The organism is Enterobacter sp. Ag1 (assembly GCA_000277545.1).
Classification (GTDB): Bacteria; Pseudomonadota; Gammaproteobacteria; order Enterobacterales; family Enterobacteriaceae; genus Cedecea.
The window spans coordinates 51,619-64,610 of record AKXM01000005.1; the positions used below are offsets into that span (position 1 = coordinate 51,619).

Annotated in this window: 13 protein-coding genes; 10 read left to right on the forward strand and 3 right to left on the reverse strand. The window is 52.6% G+C overall.

What is annotated here, in order from left to right:
• Positions 1-64 precede the first annotated feature (64 nt).
• From A936_RS02815 to A936_RS02850, 8 genes are all read left to right on the forward strand, one after another.
• Positions 65-328: a PAAR domain-containing protein gene (locus A936_RS02815; RefSeq protein WP_008454379.1), complete on the forward strand. Its 264-nt coding sequence runs from the start codon at positions 65-67 to the stop codon at positions 326-328.
• Positions 329-331: 3 nt separating this feature from the next.
• A complete protein-coding gene (locus A936_RS02820; protein WP_008454380.1) occupies positions 332-1,174 on the forward strand; it encodes a TagK domain-containing protein in 843 nt (280 codons plus the stop codon).
• Between the two features lie 14 nt (positions 1,175-1,188).
• Positions 1,189-1,989, forward strand: coding sequence for a type VI secretion system accessory protein TagJ (locus A936_RS02825; protein ID WP_008454383.1), 801 nt, complete (start codon positions 1,189-1,191; stop codon positions 1,987-1,989).
• The gene (locus tag A936_RS02830; protein WP_008454385.1) at positions 1,976-2,479 is read left to right on the forward strand and encodes a type VI secretion system baseplate subunit TssE; all 504 of its coding nucleotides are present in this window, start codon (positions 1,976-1,978) and stop codon (positions 2,477-2,479) included. The genes A936_RS02825 and A936_RS02830 overlap by 14 nt, the downstream gene beginning before the upstream one ends.
• Positions 2,480-3,105: 626 nt before the next feature.
• Complete coding sequence (locus A936_RS02835) at positions 3,106-3,714, forward strand: helix-turn-helix transcriptional regulator (protein WP_008454387.1); 609 nt, start codon at positions 3,106-3,108, stop codon at positions 3,712-3,714.
• 29 nt (positions 3,715-3,743) lie between these two features.
• On the forward strand, positions 3,744-6,659 hold the full coding sequence (locus A936_RS23885; protein WP_008454389.1) for an autotransporter outer membrane beta-barrel domain-containing protein: 2,916 nt from the start codon (positions 3,744-3,746) through the stop codon (positions 6,657-6,659).
• A gap of 65 nt (positions 6,660-6,724) precedes the next feature.
• Positions 6,725-7,285, forward strand: a complete 561-nt coding sequence (locus A936_RS02845) for a helix-turn-helix domain-containing protein (protein WP_008454391.1) — start codon at positions 6,725-6,727, stop codon at positions 7,283-7,285.
• A 50-nt stretch (positions 7,286-7,335) separates the two neighbouring features.
• On the forward strand, positions 7,336-7,776 hold the full coding sequence (locus A936_RS02850) for a GNAT family N-acetyltransferase (protein WP_008454393.1): 441 nt from the start codon (positions 7,336-7,338) through the stop codon (positions 7,774-7,776).
• Between the two features lie 231 nt (positions 7,777-8,007).
• On the opposite strand, the gene A936_RS02855 is transcribed toward A936_RS02850, so the two are convergent.
• On the reverse strand, positions 8,008-9,669 hold the full coding sequence (locus A936_RS02855; RefSeq protein WP_008454395.1) for an SgrR family transcriptional regulator: 1,662 nt from the start codon (positions 9,667-9,669) through the stop codon (positions 8,008-8,010).
• Positions 9,670-9,777: 108 nt separating this feature from the next.
• On the opposite strand from A936_RS02855, the gene A936_RS02860 reads away from it, so the two are divergent.
• Positions 9,778-10,971 carry an MFS transporter gene (locus A936_RS02860; protein ID WP_008454397.1) on the forward strand — a complete coding sequence of 398 codons (1,194 nt, stop codon included), beginning with the start codon at positions 9,778-9,780 and terminating at the stop codon, positions 10,969-10,971.
• 62 nt (positions 10,972-11,033) lie between these two features.
• Positions 11,034-11,678 carry a metal-binding protein ZinT gene (gene zinT / locus A936_RS02865; RefSeq protein WP_008454399.1) on the forward strand — a complete coding sequence of 215 codons (645 nt, stop codon included), beginning with the start codon at positions 11,034-11,036 and terminating at the stop codon, positions 11,676-11,678.
• A gap of 35 nt (positions 11,679-11,713) precedes the next feature.
• Here the strand turns inward: zinT and A936_RS02870 are convergent, their stop codons facing one another.
• Both A936_RS02870 and A936_RS02875 read right to left on the reverse strand, forming a co-directional pair.
• Complete coding sequence (locus A936_RS02870; protein WP_008454400.1) at positions 11,714-12,397, reverse strand: outer membrane protein; 684 nt, start codon at positions 12,395-12,397, stop codon at positions 11,714-11,716.
• Between the two features lie 18 nt (positions 12,398-12,415).
• Complete coding sequence (locus A936_RS02875; RefSeq protein ID WP_008454402.1) at positions 12,416-12,913, reverse strand: GlcG/HbpS family heme-binding protein; 498 nt, start codon at positions 12,911-12,913, stop codon at positions 12,416-12,418.
• Between the last annotated feature and the right edge of the window lie 79 nt (positions 12,914-12,992).

Sequence of the window (12,992 nt, forward strand, 5' to 3'; positions counted from 1 at the left end):
TCAAATGATTACGGCGGTGGTTTGTTTGCCTCCGCCCTGACTGTTTTATTAAGGAGTGCGAACGATGCAAAACGCAGGACGAGTAGGCGATGCGACCGCGCATGGCGGAGCATTATGCAGTGGATCGGGTGATGTTTATATCAACGGATTGCCGGCGGCAATGGCTGGTATGAGCGTCGCGCCTTGTGCTTTGGGGCACGGGGCAGCCCCCGTAGCGACAGGCTCCGGGTCGGTCTTTATCAACGGTTTACCGGCAGCACGCCTGGGGGACGTGACCGGCTGCGGCGCGGTTGTCGCCACCGGTTCCGGCGATGTCTACATAGGCTAAGCCGTGAATATTCACTTTGAATGGCCTGCTTCACGCCCGCCTGTCGCGCTGCCCAGAAACCTGACGGCCGAGACGGCTGCCGTGTTTGATGTAGCCAGTGGCTGTTTCGGCATCCATAACGCCCATTCCGGGCAGGATGCCGTCATCTTCTACTGGCATCTGGCAAGACCGGTGATGTTAAGCCTTTGCTTGCACCATGTGTGCCTGCTTGATGGCTGCGAAGTGGCCTATGGGTGCAGCCAGCCGCTGAACGATAAAAGCCAGCTGCAGCTAGGCCACTTCAAACTGGGCTTTGTCAGCCAGGACAGCACTGACGTCGATGAGCAAACTTTCTATCGGCTGATTTACCCCGGCGGTGCATGGCAGTCTGCGGATAAGGTGCCTGAGGTTGAAGATATCCTGCCCAACGGCGGGCATTACATCAACGACTTACGCTATTTCAATGACGTTATCCTCGCGCAGGCCAGGGGCAATGATGTGCTGAAAACGCTTGAGGTTGAATACAAGCGTTTTCTCATCTGGCGCGAGCAGGATGGCGGCTATTCAGGTGGAATGGCTCAGCATGCCGATTACATCATCAAAACGGATCTTCGATTTGATGATGTCAACGCGCAGATCAAAGGCAAGACGCTGACCGAATGTATTGTTGCTAAAGATTTTCTCATGGAGAAGGTGTGGCCAGAGCTGGAACGCGGCGAAGCGGCGGATGACATTTTTAGCGAGGAGGAAAAAACCGACTTGCTGCTTGCCCTGTCGCCCGAGCACATTGCGGCCAAAGGAAAAAATACGGTGCCTGAGCTGGTATTTCAGGACTTCAATAAAGTGGGTCTGGACTCTTATTACTAATTAAAGGAATTGTCATGATGCAGGATTTCACTTCACTTACCCAGGCGCTTAAAAACGCGTCATTGAATGCGCTGCTAGAGCAGGTGCTGGCGCAGGTTAAAACGAATCCACAGGATCTTAAAGCTCGTGAAGTGCTGTTTAAGCTCTACTGCGTCGAGGGGAGCTGGGACAAGGCGCTGTTGCAGCTGCAAACCCTGGCGCTGCTGGACGATGCCCTGCACAAGCAGACAGAGCTGTATAAAAATCTGGTCTTCAGCGAAATGCAGCGTTTGCAGGTTTTAACCGGTGAGCGGCAGGCTGCGACGCTGCAGGGAGAAATGCCGTTATGGATGGAAAAGCTCCATCAGGCGAACGTCGAGCATTATCAGGGGCAGACCCGACTGGCGGCGCTTTCTCGCGATGAGGCTTTTGAGCTTGCGCCTGAAAGCGCAGGGCAAAGCGACACGCTGGCGGCATTCAAGTGGATAGCCGACAGCGATGGCCGCCTGGGGCCGGTCTGCGAATTTATTTGTGCAGGAGGCTATCGTTGGCTGCCGTTTGCCTCAATACAAACGCTCAGCGTTTCCACCCCTGGCGATTTGCTTGATCTGATTTGGCTGCCTGCAACCATCAAGGTTGCCGATGAGGTATACCACGGGTATATCCCTGCCCGTTACCCCGTAGAACCTCAGGACGATCAGCAAAAAAAACTGGGACTGAAAACAGAGTGGATAACGCTGTCTGAAGATCTTTCGGCGGGTACCGGGCGTAAAGTGCTGGTGACCGATATTAGCGATCGTTCAATAATGGAAGTTGGCGACATTGTTTTCGAATAATCCCTCAGAACGAAAGCAGCAATATCTTCCCACGCTGCTACAGCGCCTGCAGGACGATGAACCCAAAAGTCCTCACGATCGCGCGAGATTAATTGACATAAAGGGGATGCGGAGTCTGGTTCAAAAGGAGATTGTTGATCTTATTAATCATACCAATATAGAAGATAGACTAAATGAGCAGCAACATAAGCTAATTATGGCTTCTGTTCTCAATTATGGGGTGCCGGCCTTGATAGGCACCCAGGAAAATCACAAGAATTGGAGTGTTATAGAAAAAACGATTCGTAACACTATTTTACGCTTTGAGCCAAGAATTATTCCTGAGACGCTTATCGTCCGCTCACTGCAGGATAAGGAGGGTGTAGCCCGGCATGCCGTTATACCGTTCGAAATCCGCGGGCTCATATACTGGCAGCCCAGGCCGGTTGATTTGTGCATGAGCGGGCGTTATGACTTTGAGTCTGAAAAAGTCGATTTGAAGTTGCTATAAGTGCATCACAGATTTACTCTTTGGGGTATGCCCATTTCTGGGTGTTCTTATCTTTAAGAAATGTGGTCGGGCTTTTTTCCTGGCTACTTATCTCAAAATATCCTCATTAGCTAAATCCCCATGCTTCCTGTGTAATAAATTGCTGCGCATTATATTAATGTGCGCGGCTGTTTTTATTGTTTGTAGTTTAAAATACTATATTTTAGCCTATTATCTAGACGATAATTTTGAAAAAACGCATGTTAATGATATATTTGATCGTTTTATGGGTTGAGGGTAAACTTAAGTCCGACTTCCAACAAAGTCTTAATCTAAGAATAGGAGGGGCGTTTATCCTCCTGCACCAATTTTTGTGTCTCATTAAAATTAGTCTCTATCTCTGGTTGGTTTAATCACATAGGCTGTTTTTCTATCTTTAACAGTATGTTAGCTTAATCTTTCTCATCTTCGTATGGAGGAAAATATTTAAGGAAGGCATTACGTCAGGGGCCGGATAGGTTATGTCTGAATGGCTTAACTTACCATAAGTTGTTTCTATTCGCTCACTTTGTCTTTTCTGACAAGCATTTCGTATGCCCTGGAGTAGCTGCAACTTGGATGGGAATCGCAACACATGGGTGTGAAGTATGTTGAACATATTATTATTGGATTCTAACTATTACCAGACATCGGGACTGAGCCTCTTAATTACTAACCAACTTGCTGATGAAAGCCTCGGTGAGGTCTGTTTTTTATTACCGTCCGAAGAAATGAGTTATGACATCGCTAACATTATCTTTCAGGATGACAGAGTAACGATTCAAATTAATAACCAACGGAATAATGAAGTTTCGTTTGATGGCGGATACAAGGAGAATGAAAAAATAATTGTCCATGTTCCATTTTTAACCAGAAACCAAACGCTTAACGACATATCCATGAAGATCGGCAAGATACTTGCGATTGCGCGTTCGGATTATAACCTGCTCATCAACAAGGAAGAGGCCTACTGGAGCCTGGGGCTAAAGAAATATGCACAGCTCTCTGATACTGAAAATAATGTAATGATTCTGATTGGTCGGGGGTACAACAGCACCGATATTTCAAGGATCCTTAATCGCTCAAGAAAAACCATTAGCACGCATTATCGTAACGCCAGCCGAAAAATGGGGGCGGCAAATAGAGCCGAATTTTATCGGTTCGCATCATTTATTGCCCGCTGCGGACGTGATGAAAGAAACACCCTTTGCCTGTGAGGCAATGATCAACTTAAAAGGAATTGAAAATGAAGTATAAAATATACATCAAATGGAGATTAAACCCCTTACTGCCCCAACGGCTGTGTATTTTAAGCGTACTTGCGGCTGGCTGTTCGCCCGCGTGGGCGGCCAATAATGACACGATTATTATCAACGGCGGTAATAGCACCCTAAGCAACACGACGTTAAATAATGAGGTTACAGGCAATTTTATTGTCCAGGCGCGAAATAATGCGACCGTCTCCGCCTCTCAATTGGTTCTTAATAGTTCCGGAAAGAATGGGGGAGGCGCATGGATAGATAATAGCGAATTCAACGTGCAGGATTTGCAGGTCAACGTGACCGGCAAGGGCGGCAGCGGGGTTTACTTTGCCAATGACAGCCTTGGAACATTAGATAAATTTAACATTACCGGGCAGGACAACGCGCTGGGTCTGGTACTGGACGGTTACTGGACGGCAAACCAGGGAACGTCGGTGGTGCAGGCATCCAATGGGGCGATCGCCACACGGGGCGGCGATGCTATCAGGGTGATGGCCGGGGAGCTGACGCTGAATAACGTCTCTGCCAGTACTGAGGGCGATCACAGCTATGCGGTTAACGCGAATTTAGCCGCAAAAATTGCGATTGAAGGCGGCACTTTCACTACCGAAGGCGCATACAGCGATGCCGTCTGGGTGGCATCCAGGGACTCCTCCGTCGCAGTGAACAACGCGAAAATCACCACAAAAGGGGATAACGCTATTGCCGTTAATGCCCAGCGGGGTGAGGCCCGGATGACCCGCAGTACCATTGAAACGTTGGGGGATAATGCCCACGGTTTGTACAGCGAATACCTGATTACCGGCGATAACCTGTCTGTCACCACTTCGGGCAAAGGCAGCGTGGGCATGTTTACCGCACGCGGTGGGCAAGGCAGCTTAACAAATAGCCATATCTTGACGTCGGGCGAGCTTGCCCCGGGCCTGCTGGCCTACCCCAATGCGCAAATCAAAGCGGACCATGTGCAGATCGAAACCACGGGAAAAACAAGTTTTGGCCTCTGGAGCCAGGGGGGAGAGCTTGACGTCAGGCACAGCACGATTTTTACCACAGGAGAGGACGCGAGCGGCCTCTATGTGAATGGCAGCTCATCGTCAACGGCAATCAGTAACACCGTGACGCTGGAAAATGTGGGGCTGAATGCTGCCCAGGCTCGGGCCATTGACGTTACGGCGACCGAACTGCTGCTGAACGTCAAGGATTCCGACATCAGCGGTGGCAACGGCCAACTGATGTCGGTGCAGCACTATGATGACGGGGCCAGCGGCGTCAACAACGTCTACAGCAAGGTGACATTTAATGCCGCCAGCAGCGCGCTGAAAGGTGACATTGTGGTGGACGATCCGGCCAATAGCGTGGCGGTAAATCTGACATCCGGCTCCGTGCTGACGGGAGCCGTGACCCATGCATCCTCGCTGATGCTCGACGAGAGCAGCCGCTGGAATATCAATAACCGCTCTGTCGTTGGGCAACTGACCAATAATGGCACGCTCGTTTTTACCGACGAGAACAATTTTGACTCGCTTACCGTAGCAGGCGATTACGCCGGTGATGGCGGGCAGATGGTGATGAACAGCGTGCTTGGCGGCGATAATTCTCCGGCGAATAAGCTGATAGTTCAGGGCGACGTCTTGCCCGGCACAACGCACGTTAGCGTGAATAATTTGGGGGGACACGGGGCCAGTACCGTGGAAGGCATCGAACTGGTTGATGTGCAGGGAACGTCCCAAGGCAGCTTCGTTAAGGCGGGCCGTATTGTTGCGGGAGCCTACGACTACGATCTGGTTCGGAAAAACGACAGCTGGTATCTCACCAGCCAGCTTACCCCGGTGGATCCCGAACCTACACCCGAGCCAGATCCTGAACCTACACCCGGGCCAGATCCTGCACCTACACCCGAACCGAAAGTCGATCCTATCGTTCGACCTGAGGGCGGGAGCTATACGGCTAACCTCGCGGCAGCGAATAACCTGTTTATCATGACCCTGCATGACCGACTCGGAGAGACGCAATTTATTGATGCGTTAACCGGCCAGCGGGAGGTGACCAGTCTTTGGCTACGCCAGGTTGGCGGCCACAATGTCTGGCGCGATGGCAGCGGGCAGCTAAAAACACAAAGTAACCGTTACCTGACGCAGATGGGCGGCGACGTGGCTCGCTGGAGCACGGACGGCACCGACCGCTGGCATGTTGGGGTTATGGCGGGTTACGGGAAAAACAGCAGCACGACGGAGAATAGATCCAGCGGCTATCGTTCGAAAGGCACGGTGGACGGCTACAGTATTGGCGGCTACGGCACCTGGTACGCTAACGAAGAGGATCGCACCGGCGCATGGCTGGACAGCTGGCTTCAGTACGGCTGGTTTAATAACGAAGTGAAGGGCGATAGCCTTGCGACGGAAGCCTATAAGTCGCATGGGATAACCGCCTCGCTGGAAGCAGGTTACGCCTGGAAACTGGGCCAGTTTTGGGGCAGCCAGGGTACCGTCAACGAATGGTTTGTGCAGCCACACGCCCAGGCGGTCTGGATGGGCGTTCGCGCAGACAAGCATCAGGAAGAGAACGGCACCCGCGTCCGTCAGGAGGGGGACGGCAATGTGCTGACCCGCTTAGGGGTTAAAACCTGGCTCAAAAGCCACCACGCACGCGATGGCCATAAGCAGCGTGAGTTCCAGCCCTTTGTTGAGCTGAACTGGCTGCACAACACGCGCAGTTTTGCAACAACCCTCGATGAGGTTCGCATCGGCCAGAATGGCGCGACCAATATTGCAGAAGCCAAAGTTGGGCTCGAGGGGCAGATCAGCGCCCAGGTGAATCTGTGGGGTAATGTCGGCGTGCAGATAGGGGATGCGGGCTACAGCGACGCTGCGGCGATGTTTGGTATGAAATACAATTTCTAAGCCCTTAAATTCGGGCAGGTTAGCGCCTGCCCGAATGCTTTTTATGGGTTGAGGTGATGACGGATATGAGAATCGTTGCAAAGGAATGTTTTTATCTGGACGGATTGTTAACGCTGTTAGAAAGAATGCATCTCGACTACACCGAATGGGGTATCTGGATCACCGGACAGCGTTTTATCCCGTTTTTTATTTTTACAGAAAATAACGCCTACGCGCTTTATAACAGCGCGTTTCGACACCGAATACCTTCGCCGTCGATCATATTTTGTTCCGACCGGGCGAAGACTTTCCTTCAGGATATTTGGTACAGGGAAGAAATCTATTTTATTTCGTTGAGCGATGATTGTTATACGATCGGCGGAAAAATCAACTCAGCCATTGCGAAAATACTGTACCCTAAAAGGCAGCGTATCGTGCCTTCCTGCCCGTACTGCCGTTTAGACTGCGATGAAATAAATGTTATTCGCTTTTTGTTAAAAGGCTATAGGCCCGCCATGATTGCAGACTCTCTCAACATAACGATTCGGCAGATCAGCCTCCATAAGCGTTCAGCAATGAGTAAGCTCCAGGTGAAAAGCTTCGCTGAGCTCTACTTTAAGGTTAAGTTATTAGACGCTATCGCTTAAATTCAAATTTTGATGGCAAAAATCTTCTTTGTTGGGGGAAAGGCATGAGTATGAAAATACGTAAAGCAAGGCTGGAAGATGTGCCGCTCTTAGCTGCGTTGGGGAGCGAAAGTTATCGCCATCACTTTGAGCGACACTGGGTTTCTGCTGAGGAGCTTCAGGCTTTTATTGAAGAGGAATACGCTCCGCAGACGCTGGCCGAGAGCCTGGCCTGCCCTGGGGTCAGCTGGTTTATTGCTGAGGTAGAAAAGCCGGTGGGATTTGCCAAAATCAGCTGGAACCTGCCGGTGCCTGAGCATTCGTTTTCCGGCGCCCTGCTTAATAAGCTCTACCTTGCCCCAGGTGAGACGGGGAAAAACTACGGCAAGCTGATTTTCGAAGAAATGCTTCGGCTGGCGCAGCGGCGAGAACAGCATTATCTGTGGCTACAGGTTCTGGAAGGGAACGAAGGCGCCCGGCGCTTTTATGAGGCCCGGGCATGCGCCACTTAACAAACGAGACGTTTTCCAGCGCCACGCAGACCAGCACTTTATACATTCTCGGCAGAAGTATTTAGCCTGGTGGAATCAGGTTGTAAATCTATAGCCCAACGTCTGGATGATAGAGGCTGAGTTTCTAACCTGCTGTCTTCTATTTTTGCCCTTCATTCCTATAAGCCTGTACGTGAGCCTGTATAAAGTTCGGGGGATCGTTATTTTTATTTCTGCCCCACGCGTATCACATCAGGACACACTCAGTTCATTATTTTTAATCCAGATGCGGGCGAGGTCGACCCAGCCATAGCCTGCCAGCCCGGTGCCGTGCAGGCGATGGTTTGCCGTGTAGCCCACTCGCTCATGGGACAAAGGCAGCAAGATGCCTTCGGTAATCAGCCAGTCCGCCAGCGCTTTGCACTTTTCCTGCCTGGATTGCTCGTGGGGATCGGTTCTTATCTGCGCGAGCCTGTCATGCAGGCGTTCGTGCTCCGTCTTAGTCATGCCCGCGTTCAACAGCTTTGAGCTGTGGAGCCACTCGTAAATGTCGTAGGCACTGCGGTGGTAGAGGATTTCACTCCCCATGATCAGGTCGGCCTCACTGAGCCACTCTTCCGGGCGAAGAAAAGCCTCGCTTCCAAGGATGATATGTTCAGCCCTTATGCCTGCGGCGGTAAGAACCTGCTGCAGGCGGGCAAACAGCGTAGTGAAGCACGGCAGATCGTAAGAGTAGATTTTTAGCGTGCCGGTTATGTCTGGCGGCGAATTTTGCCTCAAAGAACGTGGGCTTTCCCAGCCGGGGATAATGCTGAGGGCTGGCGTTCGTTCCGCGTTGTTTGCCGGTGGAAGCGCGTTGCTCAGTAACCCCAGTATCGCCTGGCGTTCTCCCACTGGGATGAGCTGACTGCGGGTGCTCACTATCAGATAGGTGCACCCGTTCTGAACATCGGTTTGCTGAGTTGCAGCCCCCGGATCAAAGGTAATGTCTGTTACGGGATCGGGGGATTCCGGCAGGGACCAAAACTCAACTTTTTCAATTAAAGCGCGTGTGCCGTAGTAGCGATCGAACGCCCGCAGCACAATGCGCTGCTTGCTCTGTTGCTCCATTTGGAATGGACCGCTGCCGATGGGCCGTCCGTGCCGGGACGAAGGAAGCGTGATAGAGGCGGTCGCCGTCGCCAGTTTGTGGGGCCACAGCCAGTCGGTGTGCGTGAGATGGCAAGTCAGTACCTCGCTGCTCAGAACTTCAACACGATCTAACGACTGAAAAAGGCCGGCATAGTGTCCCGGCGGCTCTTTCAGCCGCAGCAGGCTTTGCGCGACGATACTTGCGTCCAGGCGCTCTCCGGTGTGAAACGTGACGCCGGGCCTCAGCCAAAATGTCCAGGCCGTGGCCTGAGCATTTGTTTCGAAGTGGTGGGCAAGGGCGCCGGTTATTCGCTGGTTTATTTCATCGTAATCCACGAGCCTGTCGTAAATTTGCCGGACCAGATATGACTCAATCCTGTTTTTGATGCGCCGGGGATCCAGGGTAGCTGGCAGGGTTGGAATGGCGATTCTGACCTCTTTGCCCACCACGCCAAGATGGCTGCTCAGATCGGCAAGTAGCCGGTTTCTCTGCGGCGACGTCAGGTGCGCGAAGGCGGCTTCCAGCTGCCCTTTGGCGACCAGATCCCTGAGCCGTAACCATTCAATTTGCTCCGGGCTGGTCACCAGCCGTAGCGTCGAGCGTTTTCCTCGCCCGATACCGGGCTGCCAGTCAATCCAGCCCAGCTCGCGCATTTTAGTCAGCTGGATACGGGCATAGCGTTCGCTGCAATGCAGTAAGTCTGCCAGTTGCTCTAATCCCGGCTGGGCCGGTGCATCCCCGAAGCGTCGGTATAACACGTTGAATTTATCGATCAGCGCCATGACTTTTCTCTAAAAAGAGGAATGAATTTCACCTTTATTCATCCATTTTTGTGTTCCTCTTTTTTATCTATAGTGAATTCCTCTTTAGCCGTCAACGGAATTAAAAAAATGTCAGGTCGGGTTTTAACCGTTTATTTTCTTCTGGCGTCCTCTTTTTTATCCTCTATTTCCCGGGCGATGATTGCCCCTGTTTTAGTACTTACGCTCGGTAAGAATTTACATATTTCATTCGAATCTGCGGGACTTCTGCTCGGCGGCGCGCTGCTGGTTTCTTCCGGGCTGGGCGTGTATGGCGGATACTGGCTGGACAGGCTGTCACGCTCGCTTATTTTAAGGCTTTGTGGTTTGGTGATGGCCGTTGGCTGGCTGCTGCTTGGCTGGATGGAAAGTCTGGCTGGCGTGCTGTTCGTATTGACCCTGAGCGAGGTCGCGAATACGTTTTATGCCATTGGCGTAAAGGCTTCCCTGAGCGATTTGGTTCCTCAGGGCGAAAGAACCAAAGTATTTTCTCTTCGCTATACCTTAATTAATGTCGCCTGGGCGACAGGCCCGTTATTGACCACGTTTGTATTATCCCCGAATGTTGAAAGTGTCTATTTGGCCGCGGGAGTCTGCTCGTTGCTGGGGGTGTTATTCCAGCCTCGTTTTAAGAATGCATCCACAGGCAACCGGCCTGAATCATTTTTAAAGACGCTGTCCGTGCTGGCAAGAGATCGTGTCTTAATCTGGTTTACCCTGAGTACCGTATTTGCGTGGGTGGTGATGGGGCGTTTCTCTGACTACCTGCCGCTCTGGTTCTTAACCAGCATGGGCAAGCCCGAAGCAATGCGCTTTGTTTCGGTGCTCATTAGCTGTAATTCTCTGACGGTGATACTGCTTCAATATCCTGTCAGCCTCTGGCTGCTGCATCGCAGGCTGTTAATTAAACTGATTGTGGTGGGCTTTGCCCTGCTGGCGGCCGCTATTACTGCGATGGGCGAGCTGGATACGCTGCCGGGGCTGTGTGTGGCGATGTTTGTTTTCAGCCTGGGTGAAATTATTCTGATCCCCAGTGAATACATCTACATCGACGACATCGCGCCTGAGGCGCTGAAGGCCAGCTATTATGGGGCACAAAATCTCTCCTCACTGGGCAGTAGCCTGGGGCCAATGGTGTTCTCTTTAGGGCTGATGGCCGGGCTGGACAGAGGGATATTTTTGCTGATGGGCGCGCTTTGCCTGGCCGGTATGCTGCTGGCGCTTTACAGCGAAAGAGTGCGTCTTCGGCAGGCGCCGGGCACGCTCACCGCAGGCTGTAGTTGATTTCGTGATTTGTTATGTTATAACGTTTTCTTTTTCGTGTAAGGAATACACAGGGGAACAGTATGATCATGAAAAAATCGGCGTTTATTCTGGGCATGGGCGTGTTACTGGCGAGCCATCAGGCGCTGGCGCACGGCCACCATCACGGCAAACCGCTCACGGAAGTGGAACAAAAGGCGAGCGAAGGGATCTTTGACGACGTTAACGTGAAAGATCGCGCGCTGTCCGACTGGGACGGGATCTGGCAGTCGGTCAATCCCCTGCTGCTCAGCGGCGACCTCGATCCGGTGCTGGAGAAAAAAGCCAAAAAGAGCGGCAAAAGTGTGGCGGAGTATCGGGCGTATTATCAAAAGGGCTATGCGACTGACGTGGAGATGATAGGGATTGAAAATAATGTCATCGAGTTTCACGTCGGCAAAGCGGTGCAAAGCTGTCATTACGACTACGCCGGGCATAAAATCCTGACCTATGCCTCGGGAAAGAAGGGCGTTCGCTACCTGTTTGAGTGCAAAGATGCGCAGTCCAAAGCGCCAAAGTTCGTGCAGTTTAGCGACCACATCATCGCCCAGCGCCAGTCGCAGCATTTCCATATCTTTATGGGGAGCGAATCACAAGATGCTTTGCTGAAAGAGATGGACAACTGGCCGACGTATTACCCGTACAACATGACCAAAGCGCAGGTTGTGGACGAGATGCTGCATCACTAACAATGTAAAAGGGCGGCCCGGTGGCCGCCTTATTGTTAGAACAGGTAGCGAGCACCCAGAGTGAACTCGCTGGAGGCCAGGCGAGCTTTCATCTGCTCATCCTTCAGGCCGCGCACGTTCCCGAAGGTGTTATAGCCGCTTTCCACTTTCCCCATATCCACGTAGCGATAGCCCACGTCGAAACTCAGGCGAGCGATCGGTGAGTAGCTGATGCCCGCGCCCAACGAATAAGCGAGATTGTTTTGCGTGCTGTCGGCGTATTCACGGGCGGCGTTGCCCTGCCAGCCACCGGCCTTCACTTTCGCAATACCTAAGCCAGCGGTGCCAAACAGCGACAAGCCATAGCCAATGTCGTAATCGCGATAGACGTTCAGCATCAGCCGCTCGGTGTTCAGCTTCAGGTGGTTCAGGCTGGTCGGGAAGGCGGTTGAGCCGCTGGTAAATTCAGTTTTCTGGCGGAAAGTGTATTCTCCTTCGGTGCGCCAGCCGTTGCCGTACTGGTAGCCAGCCGCCAGTGACGCGCCGCCGAGCCTGTCTTTCTCTTTACCGCCAACAAACTGGCCGACGCCGGGACGGCTGCTGGTGTCCTGGTCACTGGCGCGCTGCTCGCTGTGTACATATTTCGCCGAAGCGTAGTAGCCTTCATCGCTGGTGGCTGCGGCGGCATGGCCTGCGCTCAGCAGAAGCGCCAGCGTCAGTAAGCTTTTCTTGTCATGCATGTCCTGCTCCTTGTGGTGTTATCCCGCGTTCAGTTCTTTCTCAATATTGTTTAAGCCTGCCAGGGCACAGGCCTGATCCAGATGGCCGCCCGGTGCGCCGCCGACGCCGACCGCGCCAATCACCTGTTCACCCGACTTCACCGGCACGCCGCCCGCCAGCAGCAGGAAGCCTGGAATATCACGCAGGTTGGCCGCGCCCGCATTGGACTGGGAACCCTTCATCACGTTGTCGGTTGGGTTTTTGGTGGTCAGCGAGGTGAAGGCCTTCATGCGGCTGGCTTCCACGGTATGCGGCCCGGCGTTGTCCATGCGCTTCATCACCAGCGGCGTGCCTGAACGATCGACTACGGTGACCGCCACGTTGTAGTTGTCTTTGGCACAGGCCTGAAGGACGTTTTGCGCCAGCTTATCGGCGAGGTCGAGGGAGATGTTTTTTTGGCTCAGTACGCCGGTGGCGGCGCTGGCCGTGGAGACAAGACCGCCCAGCAGCAGGGCGCTTAACAGAAGACGTTTCATGATGTTGCTCCAGAGTTGTTGGCTATGGGGCAATACTATGCAACGCGGAGATAGCGGGAAATTGGCGCGAACACCTAAC